The organism is Bifidobacterium pseudolongum subsp. pseudolongum DSM 20099, assembly GCF_000771225.1.
Taxonomy (GTDB): Bacteria; Actinomycetota; Actinomycetes; order Actinomycetales; family Bifidobacteriaceae; genus Bifidobacterium; species Bifidobacterium pseudolongum.
Genome location: NZ_JDTZ01000002.1, coordinates 402,133 through 421,733 on the forward strand (window position 1 = coordinate 402,133; position 19,601 = coordinate 421,733).

At 61.8% G+C, this 19,601-nt stretch carries 26 protein-coding genes; 3 read left to right on the forward strand and 23 right to left on the reverse strand.

Going from position 1 to position 19,601, the window contains the following annotated elements; genetic code table 11:
* Positions 1-272: 272 nt before the first annotated feature.
* From rplO to OU02_RS08995, 22 genes are all read right to left on the reverse strand, one after another.
* Positions 273-731, reverse strand: a complete 459-nt coding sequence (gene rplO / locus OU02_RS01795; RefSeq protein WP_033488580.1) for a 50S ribosomal protein L15 — start codon at positions 729-731, stop codon at positions 273-275.
* 2 nt (positions 732-733) lie between these two features.
* The gene (rpmD, locus tag OU02_RS01800; RefSeq protein WP_022858230.1) at positions 734-916 is read right to left on the reverse strand and encodes a 50S ribosomal protein L30; all 183 of its coding nucleotides are present in this window, start codon (positions 914-916) and stop codon (positions 734-736) included.
* Entirely contained in the window at positions 916-1,644 is a 729-nt protein-coding gene (rpsE, locus tag OU02_RS01805) for a 30S ribosomal protein S5 (protein WP_033488457.1), read from the reverse strand. Before rpsE ends, rpmD begins: the two co-directional genes overlap by 1 nt.
* Positions 1,641-2,012: a 50S ribosomal protein L18 gene (rplR, locus tag OU02_RS01810; RefSeq protein ID WP_022858228.1), complete on the reverse strand. Its 372-nt coding sequence runs from the start codon at positions 2,010-2,012 to the stop codon at positions 1,641-1,643. The genes rpsE and rplR overlap by 4 nt, the downstream gene beginning before the upstream one ends.
* Before the next feature lies 1 nt (position 2,013).
* Positions 2,014-2,553 carry a 50S ribosomal protein L6 gene (rplF, locus tag OU02_RS01815; RefSeq protein ID WP_033488458.1) on the reverse strand — a complete coding sequence of 180 codons (540 nt, stop codon included), beginning with the start codon at positions 2,551-2,553 and terminating at the stop codon, positions 2,014-2,016.
* A 16-nt stretch (positions 2,554-2,569) separates the two neighbouring features.
* Positions 2,570-2,968, reverse strand: coding sequence for a 30S ribosomal protein S8 (rpsH, locus tag OU02_RS01820; RefSeq protein ID WP_022858226.1), 399 nt, complete (start codon positions 2,966-2,968; stop codon positions 2,570-2,572).
* An 85-nt stretch (positions 2,969-3,053) separates the two neighbouring features.
* A complete protein-coding gene (locus OU02_RS01825) occupies positions 3,054-3,239 on the reverse strand; it encodes a type Z 30S ribosomal protein S14 (protein WP_004268593.1) in 186 nt (61 codons plus the stop codon).
* A 1-nt stretch (position 3,240) separates the two neighbouring features.
* Positions 3,241-3,831: a 50S ribosomal protein L5 gene (rplE, locus tag OU02_RS01830; protein WP_033488459.1), complete on the reverse strand. Its 591-nt coding sequence runs from the start codon at positions 3,829-3,831 to the stop codon at positions 3,241-3,243.
* Entirely contained in the window at positions 3,828-4,163 is a 336-nt protein-coding gene (rplX, locus tag OU02_RS01835) for a 50S ribosomal protein L24 (protein ID WP_022858224.1), read from the reverse strand. Before rplX ends, rplE begins: the two co-directional genes overlap by 4 nt.
* A 1-nt stretch (position 4,164) precedes the next feature.
* A complete protein-coding gene (gene rplN / locus OU02_RS01840; RefSeq protein ID WP_022858223.1) occupies positions 4,165-4,533 on the reverse strand; it encodes a 50S ribosomal protein L14 in 369 nt (122 codons plus the stop codon).
* A gap of 95 nt (positions 4,534-4,628) precedes the next feature.
* Entirely contained in the window at positions 4,629-4,889 is a 261-nt protein-coding gene (gene rpsQ / locus OU02_RS01845) for a 30S ribosomal protein S17 (RefSeq protein ID WP_022858222.1), read from the reverse strand.
* Complete coding sequence (gene rpmC / locus OU02_RS01850; RefSeq protein ID WP_022858221.1) at positions 4,889-5,146, reverse strand: 50S ribosomal protein L29; 258 nt, start codon at positions 5,144-5,146, stop codon at positions 4,889-4,891. The genes rpsQ and rpmC overlap by 1 nt, the downstream gene beginning before the upstream one ends.
* Positions 5,146-5,565 (reverse strand): 50S ribosomal protein L16, encoded by a 420-nt coding sequence (rplP, locus tag OU02_RS01855; protein WP_022858220.1) that lies wholly within the window; start codon positions 5,563-5,565, stop codon positions 5,146-5,148. The genes rpmC and rplP overlap by 1 nt, the downstream gene beginning before the upstream one ends.
* 7 nt (positions 5,566-5,572) lie before the next feature.
* A complete protein-coding gene (rpsC, locus tag OU02_RS01860) occupies positions 5,573-6,409 on the reverse strand; it encodes a 30S ribosomal protein S3 (RefSeq protein ID WP_022858219.1) in 837 nt (278 codons plus the stop codon).
* Positions 6,410-6,411: 2 nt separating this feature from the next.
* The gene (rplV, locus tag OU02_RS01865; protein ID WP_022858218.1) at positions 6,412-6,771 is read right to left on the reverse strand and encodes a 50S ribosomal protein L22; all 360 of its coding nucleotides are present in this window, start codon (positions 6,769-6,771) and stop codon (positions 6,412-6,414) included.
* A 20-nt stretch (positions 6,772-6,791) separates the two neighbouring features.
* On the reverse strand, positions 6,792-7,070 hold the full coding sequence (rpsS, locus tag OU02_RS01870; protein WP_022858217.1) for a 30S ribosomal protein S19: 279 nt from the start codon (positions 7,068-7,070) through the stop codon (positions 6,792-6,794).
* A gap of 15 nt (positions 7,071-7,085) precedes the next feature.
* Entirely contained in the window at positions 7,086-7,916 is an 831-nt protein-coding gene (rplB, locus tag OU02_RS01875; RefSeq protein WP_033488460.1) for a 50S ribosomal protein L2, read from the reverse strand.
* A 36-nt stretch (positions 7,917-7,952) separates the two neighbouring features.
* The gene (gene rplW, locus OU02_RS01880) at positions 7,953-8,249 is read right to left on the reverse strand and encodes a 50S ribosomal protein L23 (RefSeq protein WP_022858215.1); all 297 of its coding nucleotides are present in this window, start codon (positions 8,247-8,249) and stop codon (positions 7,953-7,955) included.
* Between the two features lie 5 nt (positions 8,250-8,254).
* The gene (gene rplD / locus OU02_RS01885) at positions 8,255-8,914 is read right to left on the reverse strand and encodes a 50S ribosomal protein L4 (RefSeq protein WP_026643540.1); all 660 of its coding nucleotides are present in this window, start codon (positions 8,912-8,914) and stop codon (positions 8,255-8,257) included.
* A gap of 6 nt (positions 8,915-8,920) precedes the next feature.
* Entirely contained in the window at positions 8,921-9,571 is a 651-nt protein-coding gene (gene rplC, locus OU02_RS01890; protein WP_033488461.1) for a 50S ribosomal protein L3, read from the reverse strand.
* Between the two features lie 17 nt (positions 9,572-9,588).
* A complete protein-coding gene (rpsJ, locus tag OU02_RS01895) occupies positions 9,589-9,897 on the reverse strand; it encodes a 30S ribosomal protein S10 (protein WP_004268570.1) in 309 nt (102 codons plus the stop codon).
* Positions 9,898-10,155: 258 nt separating this feature from the next.
* Positions 10,156-10,719, reverse strand: coding sequence for a hypothetical protein (locus OU02_RS08995; RefSeq protein ID WP_241434867.1), 564 nt, complete (start codon positions 10,717-10,719; stop codon positions 10,156-10,158).
* Positions 10,720-11,534: 815 nt separating this feature from the next.
* Here OU02_RS08995 and OU02_RS01905 point away from each other — a divergent pair.
* Positions 11,535-12,425, forward strand: coding sequence for a YwiC-like family protein (locus OU02_RS01905; RefSeq protein WP_238551867.1), 891 nt, complete (start codon positions 11,535-11,537; stop codon positions 12,423-12,425).
* 82 nt (positions 12,426-12,507) lie between these two features.
* On the opposite strand, the gene adhE is transcribed toward OU02_RS01905, so the two are convergent.
* The gene (gene adhE / locus OU02_RS01910; RefSeq protein ID WP_033488464.1) at positions 12,508-15,270 is read right to left on the reverse strand and encodes a bifunctional acetaldehyde-CoA/alcohol dehydrogenase; all 2,763 of its coding nucleotides are present in this window, start codon (positions 15,268-15,270) and stop codon (positions 12,508-12,510) included.
* Positions 15,271-15,661: 391 nt separating this feature from the next.
* Here adhE and OU02_RS01915 point away from each other — a divergent pair, with 391 nt between their 5' ends.
* Both OU02_RS01915 and glgX read left to right on the forward strand, forming a co-directional pair.
* On the forward strand, positions 15,662-16,804 hold the full coding sequence (locus tag OU02_RS01915; protein WP_160248842.1) for an ROK family transcriptional regulator: 1,143 nt from the start codon (positions 15,662-15,664) through the stop codon (positions 16,802-16,804).
* Positions 16,805-16,877: 73 nt separating this feature from the next.
* On the forward strand, positions 16,878-19,544 hold the full coding sequence (glgX, locus tag OU02_RS01920) for a glycogen debranching protein GlgX (protein WP_033488465.1): 2,667 nt from the start codon (positions 16,878-16,880) through the stop codon (positions 19,542-19,544).
* The last annotated feature ends 57 nt before the right edge of the window (positions 19,545-19,601 follow it).

Below are 19,601 nucleotides of genomic sequence, written 5' to 3' on the forward strand. Positions count from 1 at the left end.
TTCCCTCCCATAATTAACTGATTCGCATGCATTACACGGATAACAAACACACTCTAACCGTTGAGTTTAGCCCATCGTATCTACCATGCGCACCGTTGCATGGAAATCTATAGAATTTCCGCACATTCTCCGCGAGTCATCACAGAGGTGTGAGTCGATCGATGCGGAACTATAAAAAAAAAGACCCCCTCCACACTGCATGGCGGAGGGGGTCTGGTTGGGCCGACGGCGGCTTGGGGTCAAGCTGCCGGTGTTCCGGCCCTCACTGCATATCAGTCTTCGCTGATGGAGCCGCCGGCCGCTTCGATCTTCGTCTTGGCGGACGCCGAAGCCTTCACACCCTTGAGGGTGAACGCAACGGTGGTCTCGCCTTCGCCGAGGACCTTGACCGGGCGGTTGGCGCGCACAGCGCCCTTGGCCACCAGATCAGCGACCGAGATTTCGCCGCCCTGCGGGAACAGCTCGGCGAGGGTCGCGATGTTGACGACCTGGTATTCCTTCTTGAAGGGGCTACGGAAGCCACGGAGCTTCGGAAGGCGCATGTACAGCGGGAGCTGACCGCCTTCGAAGCCCGGGCGGACCTGGTAGCGCTTCTTGGTGCCCTTGTCGCCGCGGCCCGAGGTCTTGCCCTTGGAACCTTCACCACGGCCAACGCGGGTGCGGGCCTTCTTGGCGCCAGGTGCCGGGCGGAGATCATGCATCTGCAGGATCGTGGTCTCTTCTTCTGCCATGATCACTCAGCCTCCTCGACCTTGACCAGATGACGCACGACATTGATCATGCCGCGGGTCGTTGAATTGTCTTCACGCTCAACCGTCTGGCCGATCTTGCGAAGGCCAAGCGACTGCGCGGTAGCGCGCTGCTTCTGATTGGTACGGCACATGCCGTGCACAAGCGTAATCTTCAGATTAGCCATCACTCACCATCCTTTGCGGCGGCCTTGGCCTGAGCCTCTTCGCGAGCCTTGCGGGCCTCGGCGATTCCTGCGGCGCGTGCGCGCAGCAGGGCGTCCGGGGTGACTTCCTGGACGGAGAGGCCACGGCGAGCCGCGATCTCCTCAGGGTCCTCGAGCTGCTTGAGCGCATCGACGGTGGCGCGAACCACGTTGACGGCGGTCGCGGAGCCCATCGACTTGGTCAGGACGTCGGTAATGCCAGCGCATTCCATGACGGCGCGGACCGCACCGCCGGCGATGACGCCGGTGCCGGGAGCGGCCGGGCGCAGCAGGACGGTGCCTGCGTGGTCGTGGCCGATGACCGGGTGGGTCACGGTGCCGCGGATGCGCGGAACGTTGAACAGGTGCTTCTTGGCGTCCAGCTGGCCCTTGGCGATTGCCGCCGGGACCTCACGGGACTTGCCATAGCCCACGCCGACGGTGCCGTTGCCGTCACCGACCACGACGAGAGCCGCGAAGCTGAACGTACGGCCGCCCTTGTGGGTCTTGGACACGCGGTTGATGGTCACCACACGGTCGAGCATCTCATCGCCGCGGTTTTCCTCACGACGGTTGCGACGCTCGCCACGGCGGCCTTCGCCACGCTGGCCACGACGGTTGTTCTTGCGGTCCTCGTTGTTGGACTCGGCGGTAGCCTGAGTGTTCTGAGTCTCTTCAGCCACTTGGGTTTCCTTTTCGTTGTCGCTCACAGTGCAAGACCTCCCTCGCGGGCGCCATCAGCAACAGCTGCGACGCGACCATGGTACTGGTTGCCGCCACGATCGAAGACAACGGCGGTGATGCCCGCTTCCTGAGCCTTCTTGGCGATCAGGAGGCCGACCTGCTTGGCCGCTTCGGTCTTGGTGCCCTGGAAGTCAGCGAAATCGCTCATCAGCGTGGATTCGCTCACCAAGGTCTTGCCGACGGTGTCGTCGACGATCTGGGCAACCATATGACGGTTGGAACGGGTGACCACCAGGCGCGGGAGCTCGGCGGTGCCGTTGATGCGCTTACGGATACGAGCGTGGCGACGCTTCAGCGCAACCTTCTTGCCTTTACCGAAAATCTTAACGCTCATATCACTTACCAGCCTTTCCAGCCTTGCGGCGGATCTGCTCATCCGTGTACTTGATGCCCTTGCCCTTGTAGGGTTCTGGAGCGCGGAGCTTGCGGATGTTCGCGGCAGCCTGGCCAACGGCCTGCTTGTCGGTGCCCTTGACGATTACCTGATTCGGGTTCGGCAGTTCGAACTCGATGCCTTCCGGCGGTTCCACAGTGATCGTGTGGGAGTAACCAAGCGAGAACTCGATGCCCTTGCCCTTCATCTGGGCGCGGTAACCAGTGCCCACGATGTCAAGGCTCTTGGTATAGCCTTCGTGCACGCCCTTGACCATGGAAGCCATGATCGAGCGGGCCAGGCCGTGCTTCGCGCGCGTCGGACGCAGGTCGTCGTTGGCGCTCACGATGAGCTCGTTGCCTTCGACCTTGGCGGTGATGCCTTCAGGGATGGTGTAGGAATCAGTGCCCTTCGGTCCCTTGACCGAGAACTCCTGACCATTGATTGTGACTTCGACGCCCGCCGGAATGGTGATCGGGAGCTTACCAATATGCGATGCCATGTTCAGCTCTCCTTTCTCACCAAACGTAGGCGACGATTTCGCCACCGATGCCTCGGTCGAGGCATTCCTTCTGGGTCATCAGTCCCGAGCTGGTCGAGATGATGGCGATACCGAGGCCGCCAAGCGGCATCGGAAGCGCGTCGGACTTCGCGTAACGGCGAAGGCCGGGCTTCGAGATGCGCTTGATGCCCTGAATGGAACGCTCGCCGTTCGGGCCGTACTTGAGGGTGACCTCAAGGGTCTGGCCGACGCGGGCTTCCTTGGCGGTGTAGTCGGCAATGTAGCCTTCGCGCTTCAGGATCTCAGCGATGTTCTTCTTGAATTTGGAGTACGGCATATCCACGGTCTCGTGCTTTGCCGCGCTCGCATTACGCAGACGCGTAAGCATATCTGCGATTGGATCTGTCATTGTCATTTGGGCTAACGCCCTTTCTCGCCGTGGTTTCCGCCGCCCTGTGGAACCTGGTTCCACATGAGCCGCGGACCTTCAGCGTCGATATTTACCAACTGGACTTCGTAACGCCTGGCAGCTCGCCGCGGTGCGCCTTCTCGCGAAGGCAGATACGGCACAGACCGAACTTGCGGTACACGGAATGAGGACGGCCGCAGACCATGCAACGGGTGTATGCGCGCACCTTGAACTTCGGCTTGCGCAGCGCCTTGACCTTAAGACACGTTTTTGCCATTTCAGTTCTCCTTGAATGGGAATCCGAGGGCCTTGAGCAGAGCATAGGCCTCATCGTCATCCTTGGTGCTGGTCACAACGGTGATGTCCATACCGCGCTGGTGATCGATCGAATCCGGATCGATCTCGTGGAACATGGACTGTTCGGTCAGACCGAAGTTGTAGTTGCCCTGACCGTCGAACTGGTGGCCGTTGATGCCGCGGAAATCGCGGATACGCGGCAGCGCCAGCGTGAGAAGACGATCGAGGAACTCCCACATGCGGTCGCCACGCAGGGTGACGTACGCGCCGATGGCCTGGCCTTCACGCAGATGGAACTGCGCGACGGACTTCTTCGCCTTGGTAATCTTCGGCTTCTGGCCGGTGATTGCGGTCAGATCGCGCACAGCGCCCTCGATGAGCTTCGAGTCGCGGGCCGCAGCGCCGACGCCCATGGACACGACAACCTTCTCGATGCGGGGGATCTGCATCGGGTTGTCGTGCTTGAATTCCTTCTCGAGTTCAGGGACGATGACGTCCTTGTACTCCTGCTTCAGGCGCGGAGTCTGAGGTGCTTCGACGACGAGCTCTTCGCTCACGATTTCTTCGCTCATGCCAGCTCCTTTCCAGACTTCTTGGCCACGCGCACGCGCACGGTCTTCACCTTGCCGTCGCGGGCCTCTTCCTTGATCACAACGCCAACGCGAGTCGGCTGCTTGGTCTCCGGGTCGATCAGCATCACGTTGGAGCGATGGATCGGCGCCTCGACGGAGACGATGCCGGACTGCTGGCCCTGCTGCGTTGCACGCACGTGCTTCTTGACCATCTGCACGCCCTCGACGATCAGCCGATCGTCCTTGAGCACGCGCTTGACGGTGCCTTCCTTACCGCGATCCTTGCCGCGAATGACCTTGACTAGGTCGCCGCTTTTGATCTTGGCTACCATCTCAGATCACCTCCGGGGCGAGGGACACGATACGCATGAAGCGCTTGTCACGCAGTTCACGACCAACCGGTCCGAAGATACGAGTGCCCTTCGGTTCGCGGCCGGAGCCGAGAATAACCGCAGCGTTCTCGTCGAACTTGATGTAGGAGCCGTCTGCACGACGGCGTTCCTTGACTGTACGGACGACGACTGCCTTGACGACGTCGCCTTTCTTGACCGACCCGTTAGGGATTGCGTCCTTAACGGAGGCGACGATCACGTCGCCAATGCCGGCATAGCGTCGCTTCGATCCGCCGAGCACTCGGATGCAGAGGAGTTCCTTGGCACCCGTGTTGTCGGCGACATGAAGCCGCGTTTCCTGCTGAATCATTGATTCTCCTTAGCCGAGCCGGTTCTCCCTGATCACCCGGTACGTCCCGCGGACGGGGACGTACCGGGTGAGCCAGCGAGCCTTGCCGAACTTAATTACTTAGCGCGCTCGATGATGGTATCGAGACGCCAACGCTTGGTCTTGCTCAGTGGACGAGTCTCCATGATACTCACGAGGTCGCCAACGTGAGCGTCATTGTGTTCGTCATGAGCCTTGACCGTGCGGGTTGAACGAACGACCTTGCCATACAGCGGGTGGGTCGTACGAAGTTCGAGTTCCACGGAAATGGTCTTGTCCATCTTATCGGACACGACATAACCGCGACGAACCTTGCGGGAGTTACGCTCTTGCGCCATTACTTCTCCTCAGCTTTCGTTTCGGTTGCCGCCGGAGCCTGGCTGATGCCGAGCTCGCGTTCACGCAGAACAGTGTACATCCTGGCGATGTCACGCTTGACAGCCTTGAGGCGGGCCGTGTTGTCAAGCTGACCGGTCGCATGCTGGAAGCGCAGGTTGAACAGCTCTTCCTTGGACTTCTTGAGGAAACCTTCGATCTCTTCGTTGGTCTTCTCGTTGAGGTTCTGGATGGTGTATTCAGTAGATCCGACTGCCATCAGATGTCACCGCCTTCACGTGCAATAACACGGCACTTCATAGGGAGTTTGTCGATTGCGCGGCGCAGTGCCTCACGAGCGACATCCTCAGACACGCCACCGATTTCGAACATCACGCGGCCCGGATGCACATTGGCGATCCAGAATTCCGGGGTGCCCTTACCGGAACCCATTCGGGCGCCGAGGGGGTGCTTGGTCAGCGGGCGATCCGGGAAGATCGTGATCCACACCTTGCCGCCACGCTTGATGTAGCGCGTCATGGCAATACGGGCGGCCTCGATCTGACGGTTGGTCACATATGCCGGAGCCATGGCCTGGATGGCGAAATCACCGAAGTTGATCTCGTTGCCGCCCTTGGACATGCCGTGGCGGTCCGGACGGTGCTGCTTACGATATTTTGTCCTCTTTGGGATAAGCATCTTCAGCTCACTCCTTAGTTTCCGAAGACGGTGCAGCGGTGGCGTCGGAAGCGACCTCGGCCTCGATCGGCTGGTCGGCACCGGTCTTCACCTGGTTCTGCTGGTTGCCGCGCTGAGCACCGCGCTGGCCACGGCGCGGACGGCGATCGCCGCGGCGGCCACCACGGTTGTTGCCCTGCTGCGCCTGAAGCTCTTCGAACTCGCGCTCGGTCATGTCGCCCTTGTAGATCCACACCTTGACACCGATGCGACCGTAGGTGGTCTTGGCCTCGAAGAAACCGTAATCGATGAGAGCGCGGAGGGTCTGCAGCGGGACGCGGCCTTCGCGATAGAACTCGGAGCGGCTCATCTCGGCGCCGCCGAGACGGCCGGAGAGCTTGATGCGGATACCCTTGGCGCCAGCGCGCATGGCATCCTGCTGAGCCTTACGCATCGCGCGGCGGAAGGTCACGCGGTTCGTAAGCTGCTCGGCGATGCCCTGGGCGACGAGCTGGGCGTCGATCGCCGGGTTCTTGACTTCGAAGATGTTGAGCTGGACCTGCTTGCCGGTGAGCTTCTCGAGCTTCGCGCGAACGCGCTCGGCTTCGGCGCCACGGCGGCCGATCACGATGCCCGGGCGGGCGGTGTGGATGTCCACACGCACGCGGTCACGGGTACGCTCAATGATGATGCGGGACACGCCTGCGCGCTCGAGATCCTTCGTCATCTCCTTGCGGATGGCGTCGTCTTCAAGCACGAAATCGCGGTAGCGTTCGCCGGCCTTGTTGGAATCGGAGAACCACTTCGAACGATGGTCCTCAGTAATGCCCAGGCGATAGCCAAAGGGATTAATCTTCTGACCCATCTTTAGCGGGCTCCTTCCTTGGTGGCGACAACGACCGTGATGTGGCTCGTACGCTTGTTGATACGAGCGGCACGGCCCTGTGCACGAGCACGGAAACGCTTGAGCGTCACGCCCTCATCCACATAGGTCTCCTTGATGTACAGGTCGTTCTCGCGGAACGGCTCGCCGGCCTTGTCGGCCTTGACGCGCTCGTTGGCGATGGCGCTCTCCAGGACCTTGAGCACGGGCAGTGCAGCGGCCTGAGGGGCGAACTTGAGGATGGTGATTGCATCGGTCGCCTTCTTGCCTCGGATGAGGTCGACCATGCGGCGAGCCTTGCGCGGCGTCACGCGGACGTGACGTGCGATTGCTTTAGCTTCCATGTGTCTTTACTCTCCTACTATTAACGGCGCGACTTCTTGTCGTCCTTCACGTGGCCCTTGAAGGTACGCGTGGGGGCGAACTCACCGAGCTTGTGACCGACCATGGCTTCGGTGACGAACACCGGCACATGCTTGCGGCCATCGTGGACTGCGAAGGTGTGTCCGATGAAATCAGGGGTGATCATCGAACGGCGCGACCACGTCTTGATGACGTTGTGCGTACCCTTCTCGTTCTGCTCGTCGACTTTCTTCTGCAGGTGGGCGTCGACGAAGGGGCCCTTCTTGATGCTACGAGTCATCTACTCGACACTCCCTTACTTGCGGTTCTTGCCATTAGGACGGCGGCGAACAATCATCTTGTTCGAAGCCTTCTTCGGACGGCGAGTACGAACCTCGCCCTTGCCCCACGGGGAGACCGGCGGCTTGCCACCGCGGGTACGACCGCCGTGCGGGTGGTCGACCGGGTTCATGGATTCACCACGGGTGATCGGGCGCTTGCCGAGCCAGCGTGCACGACCGGCCTTGCCGAGCGAGATGTTGGCGTGGTCGGAGTTGCCGACCTCACCGACCGTTGCACGGCAGCGGGCGTCCACGTTGCGGATTTCGCCAGACGGCATACGCAGCTGGGCGTAGGCGCCGTCCTTGGCAACGAGCTGCACGGCCGCACCAGCGGAGCGGGCGATCTTCGCGCCGCCGAGCGGGCGGAGTTCGATCGCGTGCACCACGGTACCGGTCGGGATGTTGCGCAGCGGCAGGTTGTTGCCCGGCTTGATGTCGGCCTTCGGGCCGGTCTCAATCAGGTCGCCCTGCTTGATGCCTTCCGGGGCGATGATGTAGCGCTTCTCACCGTCTGCGTAGTTGAGCAGGGCGATGCGGGCGGAACGGTTCGGATCGTATTCGATCTCGGCGACGCGCGCCGGCACGCCGTCCTTGTCCCAACGACGGAAGTCGATGAGACGGTACTGGCGCTTATGGCCACCGCCGCGATGGCGGGAGGTCATACGGCCGTAAGAGTTGCGGCCGCCAGTCTTGCTTTTCTTGCGTACGAGCGACTTCTCAGGCGTGGAGCGCGTGAGATCGGAGAAATCCGACACGGACGCGTTGCGGCGGCCCGGAGTCGTCGGCTTATAAACGCGGATAGCCATAATCTAGTTCTTCCTTTAACTTTTCTCGGCTAACCTTCAGTTACCGAAGATGTCGATCGACTGGCCCTCAGCCACGGTCACGATTGCGCGCTTCTCGTTGGCGCGGCGGCCGTAACCGGTGCGGGTGCGCGTGCGCTTGCCTGCACGGTTGAGGGTGTTGACGTTCGTCACCTTGACCTTGAAGATCTCCTCGATTGCCTGCTTGATCTGCACCTTGTTCGCGTTCGGGGCCACCACGAAGGTGTACTGGCCCATATCGGACAGGGCGTAGCTCTTCTCGGAGACAACGGGCTTGAGGATGATGTCATGAGCTGGCTTGTGAACTGCGACCATGAAAATCAGGCCTCCTTTTCTGCCGGCTTCTTCGCCTCGAGGAACGCTTCGTAGCCTTCCTTCGAGAACACCACGTACTGCGCGGTAACCACGTCGTAGGTGTTGAGCTGATCGGCGAAGATCGGGTGAACAGTCGGAATGTTGCGGACCGAGAGCCATTCGTTGATGTTGTCGCGGGACAGCACAACGGTGGTGAAGTTGTCGGCCACGATCGGGTTCAGAGCGGCGAGGGCGGCCTTGGTCGAAGGTTCGGTGATGCCGAAGTCGACCACTGCCACGCGACCGTTGTTCACGCGATCGGAGAGCACATACTTGAGTGCCGCGGCCTTCATCTTCTTGGGGGTGCGCTGGCTGTAGTCACGCGGGACCGGGCCGTGCACAACGCCGCCATGGTACCACTGCGGAGCGCGGATCGAGCCCTGACGAGCGCGACCGGTGCCCTTCTGCTTCCACGGCTTGCGGCCGCCGCCGGAGACCTTGGCGCGGTTCTTGACCGCGTGGGTGCCCTGACGAGCTGCGGCGAGCTGGGCCACAACCACCTGATGGATCATCGGCACGTGGGCCTGCACTTCTTCAGCGGAGAAGCCGAAGAAATCAGCCGGCGCTTCGATGGAGCCAGCAGCCTGGCCCTTGTTGTCGGTGACGTTCAGAGTAACGTTTGCCATGATTTATCAGGCTCCCTTCACTGCAGAACGGACGAGCACAATACCGCCCTTGGGGCCGGGGATGGCTCCCTTGATGGCGATGACGCCGTTCTCAACGTCGGAGGAAACGACGGTGAGGTTCAGCACGGTGTTGGTGGCGTGGCCCATGCGGCCAGCCATGCGCTTGCCCTTGAGGATACGGCTCGGAGTCGCGCATGCGCCGACCGAACCGGGACGGCGTTCGTTCTTGTGAGAACCGTGGGTACGGCGGTAGGACCTGAAGCCCCAGCGCTTGATGGTGCCAGCGAAGCCCTTGCCCTTGGTGGTGCCGGTCACGTCGACCTGGGTGCCTTCGGGGAACAGCTCAGCGGTCAGTTCCTGGCCCGGCTGGAAATCCTCAACGTTCTCGGTGCGCACTTCGGCGAGGTGACGGCGCGGGGTCACGCCGGCCTTGGCGAAGTGGCCCTGCATCGGCTTGGTGACCTTACGCGGGTCCACCTGGCCGTAGCCGAGCTGCACGGCCTTGTAGCCGTCGGTTTCCTCGTTCTTCACAGCGGTGACCACGTTGGTGGACACGTCGACGAGGGTGACGGGGACGAAGAAGCCGTTTTCATCCCACACCTGCGACATGCCGAGCTTCTTGCCGAGCAAAGCGGTGCGATTCGTGTTCTGTGACATAGCGGTCTCCTCCTCCCTTACAGCTTGATCTCGATGTTGACATCTGCGGGCAGATCAATATGCATCAGGGAGTCCACAGCCTTGGGGGTGGGATCCACAATGTCGATGAGACGCTTGTGCGTGCGCATCTCGAAATGCTCGCGAGAATCCTTGTACTTGTGAGGAGAGCGGATAACGCAGTATACGTTCTTCTCAGTCGGGAGCGGAACCGGGCCAACCACAGTTGCGCCCGCGTTCGTCACCGTTTCGACGATCTTCTTCGCCGATTGGTCGATGACCTCATGGTCATAGGACTTAAGCCTGATGCGGATTTTCTGTCCCGCCATTGCCTTCCGCCCTTTCTAGCGATTCGTTGACTTGTAACTTAACCTGCTAATGGGCACCGGCACAGAACGCCGCGAAAGGCACAGGCCTCCCGGCTTTCCACATCAGTGCGCGGCCATGCGGCGTGCCACTTGCGTGACCTGCCGTGCCGCGCTCGCTTTTTTGATTCCAATATGCGAGCCCTTTTCAGGCAACTGTTATATTTAAGCACTCCCCCGGTACAGCTGAACTTCGGGCGTGTCGCCGTGCCGATCGGCCCTCTACGCGCGTGCCTCTGCCACCGCTTTCGGCACGCATGCTTCAGCCAACTTGCGTTCGAGCCGCTCCGCGTGAAGCACATCATCGAACGTGAACCGCACGATCACGCTCACTCCCGCCCGACGCAGACCGTCCTCGCGCTGCTTTTCCTCGTTGACCACAATCTGCATGGAATGGCCGTTGGTCATGCCCGGATTGGTGTATTTCTCCATGCCGTCAAGTTCCGCGACAATGATAGCCCCATCGGCGAGCCGCCAACAATAGTCAACACGGTATGTGCGCCCGGTGAGCGGATCGACGAACACCACCTGCTGCTGTGGCTTGGCGAATCCAAGACGCATGGTCATCACCGCCCTGGCGTAGGATTCGCCGCCGTTCTCGCTGCGCTGATCAGCATGCGGCAACAGGTGGAACACGGCGGCGCAATCGGTGTGCTGCCGGTTGCACTCCGCATACAGCTCCTGTTTTGTCAGACCCTTGCGGATCGCGGAGTCCAATACCGCCACCGCGCCGCATGGATCCATCACACACGCACAGTCTATGACGGTGCGGGCCAGCCCGGTCACCTTGATGCCATCAACGCAGTGGGGCTGTATGCCATAGGCGCGAATCCGCTGCAGCTGATCGCAGTCGGATGTGCTCGCCGCACACGGCCCGATGACGTACACCATGTGCCGCATAGCGACCCAAGGCGCCTCCAATCCATGCACGCATGCCGCGCGCTCGCCGGCAAACACCCATTCCGGATGCTTGTGCGCCAGTGAGCGTACGAGGTGGCACACGCGTTCCGTGGGCGTCAGCCCATTCCAGTACTCGGGTCTCATATACATGCCCGGATATACGCGTATGAGATCACCGGCCCTGTACCGCCGCGAAAGCATCCGTGCCTGCCGTGGGCTTTCCGCTGCGATGCATCTGCGCCCTTGTTGGGCCTGGCTGTGCATTCGGAGCAACTCGTGGTTCGTTCTCATACGCAGACCGTAAACATCCCCGCCCTCCCCGGGCAACCTATCCGGGTCCCTGTGGTCGGACGCCCCGTATCCACATTTTCCCCGACCGTCTGCCAGATACGCATACTACGTACCCCATGGCCTTACGTCCGGAAAATCGTATCCCCACTGTGATTTCAGACAGTTACTCACCCCTCGCGACCGAAAAAACGTTGTTCCGCCGATAAATCGGATAGTTACAACCTCTAACTGTCCGAAAACACGAAAGCACAAAGATATTTCGGACGCTACATGACGGTGGTAGCTGGGAGGTTGGTAAATCCGGGTGGCATGTGGGATTGTGCGTGCCTGAGGCCAGATAGGTAGGGGGTTACACATATTCATATATAAGGTCTGGCGGTTCACGCGAAAATTACCTACCCTTGGGCAGCATGACCAAAGCAGACAGCATGAGCCCCCGCACGCCGCCTACGCCAAAACCGGTTTCCGCACCCAAGACGGCCACACGTACCGCACCGCGGTTCAGGTCACGCCGTGACTGGCTCTCCAATGAGCCGGGCGCATGGGCGATCGTCCTGATGCCCACCCTGTCCGCGCTGTTCGCCTGCGGCCCCACAGTCACCACATGCTGGTTGGCCGTGGCATGGGCCTGTTGCTACTGCGTGCAATTCAGCGCCGCGCGTTGGTTCAAATCGCGCTTCCGCACACGCTACGTGTGCCCCACACTCACCTATCTTGGCGCGCTCGGGGCCATCGGCATGCCGTTCGTGGTGCTGCACCCCGGTGTACTGCGTTGGGCGCCATTGTATATTGCACTCGCAGCCGGATCGATGCTCGGCGCATGGATGCGTCGTGAGCATTCGCTGTGGGCCAATGCGTGCGCTGTGCTGGCGTCGAGCGCAATGCCACTCGTCATGCAACCGTACGGCGCACACGTCACCCCCGCCATGCAGCTCAATGGTGACACGCTGCCGTCGGTGCACAGCTGGTTCCCCGAGGGCACATTCGCACAGCCTGCGCTCATGCTGAGCCTCGCCTATACCGCCATGCTCGGCGGTTCCGTGTTGTTCGTCAAAACGATGATCCGGGAACGCGGCAAATGGACCTACCTCACCGCCTCATGGATCTGGCATGCCGTCATCTGCACGGCCGGATTCGCCGCGAGCCCTTGGCTTGGCGCGGCGGGCGCGCTGCTATTGGCGCGCGCTGTGGCCATGCCGCTCGTCGCCCGCGTGCGACGCATGCCCGCCAAGACGACTGGAATCACCGAGTCCATAGCGAGCCTGCTGTGCTTTGTGCTGATCATCTGTGCCGTTATCTGACGTATGCGGCATGACCGATATACAAGTGGGCCCCGGAATGATTCCGGGGCCCCATACGTCACAGGCGCTTATGAGCTATGGCTCAGACGCGCTGCGACGCCTCTTCGGTGGCGGCGAGGCCTTCGCGCTCCACGCGCATCTTGTGGCCTTCCTCCATCGAGACGCCGTAGTAGGCGGCGATCGCGATGTCCATCATGTCCTGGATCTGCGGGATGCGCGGATTCGCCGGCGCACACTGGTCTTCGTATGCGCGCATGCCGATCTGCTCGAGGATGGACCAGAAGTAATCCTCGTCCACACCGCAATCCTGGAAGCTCTTGTTCATGCCGAGCTTGTTGTCGCGGTAATCCTCAACGGCGGCGGCCAGGTTCTCCACGCCTTCGGCCGGGGTCTTGCCCGGGTTGAGGCCGAGGTTCTTGGCGAGCTCCTGGTAGCGCTCCGGCGCGATGTACTTGCTGTACTTCGGCCATGAGGTGGGCTCCTGCGGCACCTGGCCGTTGTAGCGGATCACGTACGGCAGCAGGATCGAGTTGGTGCGGCCGTGCGCAATGTGGCACAGGGCGCCGATCGTGTGCGCCATCGCGTGGCACATGCCCAGGAACGCGGAGCCGAATGCCATGCCGGCCATGGTGGCGGCGTTGTGCATCTTCTCCTGTGCCTTGATCTTGGCCGGGCCAGGCTCGCTGTTCACGGACTCCGCGAGGTTGTCCCAGATCAGTTTGGCCGCATGCAGCGCCATGCCGTCGGTGAAGTCGTTCGCATACACCGAGACATAGGCTTCCATCGAGTGGGTCAGGGCGTCGAAGCCGGCGTCGGACGCCAAGCGTCGCGGCTGCGTGCGGGCGAGCACTGGGTCGACAATCGCGACCGAAGGCGTGAGCGCGTAATCGGTGATCGGGTACTTGTAGCCGGTCTTGTGGTCGGTGATCACGGCGAACGGCGTGACCTCGGAGCCGGTACCCGACGAGGTCGGGATGCACACGAGCTTGGCCTTCTTGCCGAGCGGCGGGATCTTGAACGCGCGCTTGCGGATGTCGAAGAACTTCTCGCGCACGTCGGAGAACGAGATTTCCGGGTGCTCGTAGAGCAGCCACATGATCTTCGCGGCGTCCATCGGCGAACCGCCGCCGACGGCGATGATCGTGTCGGGCTCGAACTCGTCGCGCATCATGGCGGCGCCGCGCTCAACGGTCTCGACGCTCGGCTCGGGCTCGACGTAGTCGACGATGCGGAAGGTGACGCGGTTGGAACGCGCACGCAGCTGGTCGATGACCTTGTCGACGATGCCGAGCTGTTCCATGACCTTGTCACACACGATCACGGCGCGTTCGATGCCGTACATGTCACGCAGGTACTTGATGGCGTTCGGCTCGAAGTAGGTCTTTGCCGGGATCTTGAACCACTGCATGTTGTTGTTCCTCCGAGCGATGCGCTTGATGTTGAGCAGGTTGATCGCCTGGACGTTGCCAGACACCGAGTTGCCGCCGTACGAGCCGCAGCCTAGGGTGAGCGACGGGGCGATCGAGTTGTAGATGTCACCAATGCCGCCCAGCGAGCTCGGCTGGTTCCAGATGATGCGGCATGCGTGCATGCGCAGGCCGTATTCACGCACCAGGTCGTCGTTGTTGGTGTGGATGGCTGCGGTGTGGCCCGCGCCATGCTTGAGCATCTCTTCGCACATCTCGAAGCCCTGCTCCTGGTCGTTGAACTTGAGCACGGCGTGCACCGGCGCGAGCTTCTCCATGGTCAGCGGCTCGTTCTCACCCACCTCGGCGCATTCCGCGGCCAGGATTGTGGCGTCTTCGGGAATCTCGAAGCCGGCTTCGTGCGCGATGTACTGCGGGGACTTGCCCGGCACGACGGCGTTGAGCTTCGGGGTCTGGCCCGAGTACGCGGTGCAGCCGAACATGTACTGCTCGAGCTTGGCCTTCTCTTCGTCGTTGACGAAGTAGGCCTTGCGGCGCTTGAGCTCCTTGACGAGCGGCGCGTAGATGTCCTTATGCGCGATGATCGCCTGCTCGGTGGCGCAGATCATGCCGTAATCGAAGTGCTTCGACAGGATGAGGTCGTTGGCCACACGCTGCACGTCCACATTGGCGTCCACGTAGGCCGGCGCATTGCCCGCGCCCACACCGAGGGCCGGCTTGCCGGACGAGTAGGCCGCCTTGACCATGCCCGGGCCACCGGTCGCGAGGATCGTGGCGACGCCCGGGTGCTTCATCAGCGCGCCGGTCGCCTCGATCGACGGGTGCTCGATCCACTGGATGCAGTCCGCCGGAGCGCCTGCCTCAACGGCGGCGTCACGCACGATGCGTGCCGCTTCCGCGGAGCACTTCTGCGCGAACGGGTGGAAGCCGAAGATGATGGGGCAACGGGTCTTCAGCGAGATGAGCGACTTGAAGATCGCCGTAGAAGTGGGGTTGGTGACGGGCGTGACGCCGGCGACCACACCGACCGGCTCGGCGACTTCGTCGATGCCGAGCACGTCGTCTTCGCGGATGATGCCGACGGTCTTCTGACCGGCCATGTAATTGGTCACATGCTCGCACGCGAAGATGTTCTTGGTGGCCTTGTCTTCCACAAGGCCACGGCCGGTCTCATCCACGGCCATCTTGGCGAGCACCAGATGCTTGTTCAACGCGGCGACCGAAGCCTTGGCCACGATGCGGTCCACGGTCTCCTGATCGAGCTTCTCGAATTCCTCCAATGCCTTGCGGGCCTTGACCACAAGGGCATCCACCTCGGCTGCGGCCGCGGCCTCTTTGTCCACAACAGGGGCTGCTTCGGGTGCGTTCTGGGCAGGGGCCTTCTTCGCCTGAGCATCGTCCTTGCGTGCTTCTGCCATGCGATCCTCCTCGAATCCATGTTCGTCGCGTACGGGTACGCAGTTGTACTTCTGCACTTCATCACGCGCGCCCCGCGTTCCACAGGGCCACATATCGCGTGAGGCACATCACAATCTACAGTAAAAATCCGCGCCTGTCAGCCCCTGCTGGTGTCGCCGCATAATGTGCATTTCTGTGCGTTTTTCGAGTAGTTTGTTAGCCTTTATGACAGTTTTACTGTTGTCAGTCGTCCATTTGAAACATTTTGTGTATTTTCATACCAACACGCACACCATTAGAGCGGAGCTACTGCGACAACTTTTAGAAAACATCATTACAAAAGTTTCAAATCCTACCAAAGTTTTGAAAACCGATTTTGTAAAAGCGCGCGTATCCGATACGCTCGATACCATGACGAGCCCACAGTCGAGCCCACCGCCGAACCCCACCATGACTTCACTGCCGAACAGCCGCACAAGCCCACCGCCGAACCCCACCCAACTGCGCGTGCTACGCCAGCTCTACACGCACTCGCCGCTGACCAAACAAGACATCGCCGTCCAGCTCGGCCTGAGCCTGCCCACAGTGACAAGCGCCCTGCGCGCACTCGAACACAACGGCACCGTGGTGCGCACCACCCCGCGCGCCTCAACCGGTGGCCGCCGCCCCGCCACCTACAGCTTCAACATGCGCCGGCATGTGGCGCTCGGCGTCACCATCCGCTCCACGGAAATCGTCTGCATAGCCGTCGATCTCTCCGGCGCGATCGTGGACCAGCGGCACACCACGATCGCCGCACGCGCCGAAGCCATCTTCTACCAGCGCGCCGCGCATATCATCGAAGACTTCGCACACGCCCTTTCCGCCAACGGACTGACTCCCCTCGGCACCGGCCTGACCGTGCCGGCGCACATCAATGCCGCCAACAGCCTCGACTACGAACGCATCGGCGCAAACATCGCTCCGTCCGTCACGTTCACCGAGCGGTACTGCGCCTACGCGCTCGCCGAACATTGGGCGCGCCCGCACCTGCACGACGCCGTCTGCCTGTTCCTTGGCAACCACATCGGCAGCTCGGTGATCGTGAACGGCACGCCGCACACCGGCGCGATCGAGCACATGCAGCTCGTGCCGGGCGGCCCGCAGTGCGAATGCGGTTCCACCGGCTGCCTGAACGTCTACTGCGCGTCGAACCGACTTGCCGAAGAGGGCGAAAGCCTGCCAGGCTTCTTCGGCGTGCTCGAGCAGGGCGAGATCCACCACCGCGAGCGCATGCGCGCATGGCTGGAATCGCTCGGCCACGCCATTGCGAACGTGCACACGGTGTTCGACGCGGACGTGGTCTTGTGTGGGCCGATCGCAGGCTATCTCGACGACGCGGAGATCGCGCAGCTGCAGCAGATAAGCGCCGCGCGGCCCACTGCCGCCCGTCGTATACCGAACTACAGCGGCTCGCCGCGCATCATTCGCGGTCTGTGCGACAAATACCAGGACGCGACCGGCGCGGCGCTCGCCGTGGTGCAGGCGCACCTGACGGCGCTCGGCTGCGTCTGAGCAGCAGAACGTACCGTATTGCCGAATAATACAGGCTTTGTCTGCCCGGGTCCGCCCTTTTACAATGGTGGGCATGCAGTTACCTCAGTTACATCGTTACGCCACGCGCCCGGGCCTGTTTTTCACCGAAGACGGCGGCGCCGACGTGGTGGCGCGCTCAGAGACCGCGGAACAGCTTTGGTTCTCTGTATTGGAGTCGCTCGACGCACCGAGCGCGTTTTACAACGACGCCGTGCGGATCCACGATGACGTCGACAGTGTGTCGTTCATCCAGGCGATGCAGCAGCACAGGATCTGCATGCGCATGGTGCGGGAATTGCGTATGCGCGAGACCCTGTTCCGTATGGACGGGCCGAATTACGGCCTGTGGTATCTGCACCTGCCGAAGGCGTGGAACGGCATGCATTACGGCTACCGTGCGCAAGGTGCATGGGACCCGAAACATGGGCTGCGGTTCAACCCGTACAAGTTCCTCATCGACCCCTATGCGAAGGGTGTGGAGGGCAGGATGTGCCTCGACCCTGCCGCGTTTGCGTACGAGTGCGAGATCGACGACGAAGGCCATGTGAAAGGCTCGGCGTGGGGCGCGATGAACCGGCTGGATTCGTTGGGCAAAGTGCCGATGTCGATTGCAATCGACGACCGAGATGAGACGAAGCACGACGCCGACCCCTCGCACCCGCATGTGCCGTGGAGCAAGACGGTAATCTATGAACTGCATGTGAAGGGGTTCACCGCGAACGCGCCTTGGCTGCCCGAGGAACTGCGCGGCACGTACGCGGGCCTTGCGCACCCGGCCACGCTGTCGTATTTGCAGGGTCTGGGCGTCACCTCGATCGAACTGCTGCCGATCATGGCCAAGCAGCCCGAGGTGTTTTTGCAGGAGCACGACCGCCCGAATTACTGGGGGTATTCGACGCTCAGCTTCTTCGCGCCCGAGCCATCATATGCCACGCAAACCGCGCAAAAGCTGGGCGCGGACGCCGTGCGCGACGAGGTGATCATGATGGTGCGCGCGTTGCACGAGGCCGGCTTCGAAGTGATCATGGACGTGGTGTTCAACCACACGTGCGAAGGCGGCAACGCCGGCCCGAGCGTGTGTTGGCGTGGGCTTGACAACCTGTCGTTCTACCGCCGCCAGCAGCAGAACGCCGGCGAATTGGAAGACACGACCGGCTGCGGCAATACGCTCGACTTCACATACACGCACAACATCATGTTCGCCGTGGACGCGTTGAGCTACTGGGCCAAGCGCATCGGCATCGACGGCTTCCGCTTCGATCTGGCGGTGAGCTTGGCGCGGCTCAACGGCGCCTTCACGCCCTACCACCCGTTCCTGTACGCGTTGCGTTCCGATTCGATGCTCGGCAATTTGAAGCTCATCATGGAACCGTGGGACTTGGGTAACCAAGGATGGCGCACCGGCCAGTTCCTTTCACCGTTCGCAGAGTGGAACGATCGCTTCCGCGACACCGCCCGCCGCTTCTGGGTGACCGAAGTGGACCATGGAGACAACGAGGGCGTGGGCATGCAAGAGATGGCCACGCGCCTGTGCGGTTCGGCGGACCTGTTCGCCACCGACCCGGGGCGCGGCGCCACGTCGTCGATCAACTTCATCACCGCGCACGACGGCTTCACGCTCGCCGATCTGACCCAATACGCACACAAGCACAACGAGGCGAACGGCGAGCACAACAACGACGGCGCGAACATCAACTATTGCGCGAATTTCGGGGTGGAAGGGCCCACCGACGACCGCAGGGTGCAGATGATCCGCGAACGGACGCGCATGACCATGCTCGGCACACTGCTGCTTTCGCTCGGCACGCCGATGATGCTTGCGGGCGACGAGTTCAACAATTCGCAGTACGGCAACAACAACGCCTACTGCCAAGACAACGACATCACCTGGCTCGACTGGGAGTGGCTCGTCTCGGACGAGAAGACGCCGGAGTTCCACCGCATGGAGGCGATCTCGAAACTCATCGCGATCCGCAAGTCGCTCGACATCTACCATCACGAGGACTTCTTCACGCGGCTGAGCCAGCTGGGGCTGCTCAAGCCGTCGAGCCGCGTGCAGTGGTTGCTGCCCGACGGCACCACTCCGATGGAGCGCGACTGGTTCGACACGTCGATCCGCTCGTTCACGATGCGCCTGCTGTCCAGCGACGAGCTCGACGTGGCGATTGTGGTCAACGGCGACGGCAAGCCGCGCCAGTTCCACATGCCGCCTGACGCGCGTTGGCATCTGCTGTGGAGTTCGGCGGAGACGACGTGCGAGCGGCCGCAGCAGGGGGCGGCGACCGAACATTTCACGCCCGAACCCGAGCTTTCGTTTTGGGCGTCGCTGTTGCCGAAGGAGTACGACCACCTGCACAGCAACATCTACGCTCAGTCCCGCGCGGACAAGCCTGCACATACACCGCGGCACGCGGCACCGGCCATAGCGCCGGCGCCGTCCGCCGTTGAATCGACCACGGCACAACAGATCAATGCCGACGCCGGTTTTGTGGATTCGTGGATCATGCCGCCGTTGCCGCGCGTGCACAATGCGATTGTGGCGCATGTAGCGAAGTCCGCCACGCCGTTCACGCCGGTGCGCGCGCACGACGAGATGCTGCTGCTTGAGGAACCGGCGCCGCACGCGACCGGCGATGCGACTGAAGCGCACATCTGGACCTTCCCCGCGCTGAGCATCAGCATTCTCATGCAGGACGCGAAAGACGGACCGCTGCAGTAGCCGAGCCTGACGCCCGTGATATGAGCGCAACTAACAGGAAAGGCTCCCCATCGTGAT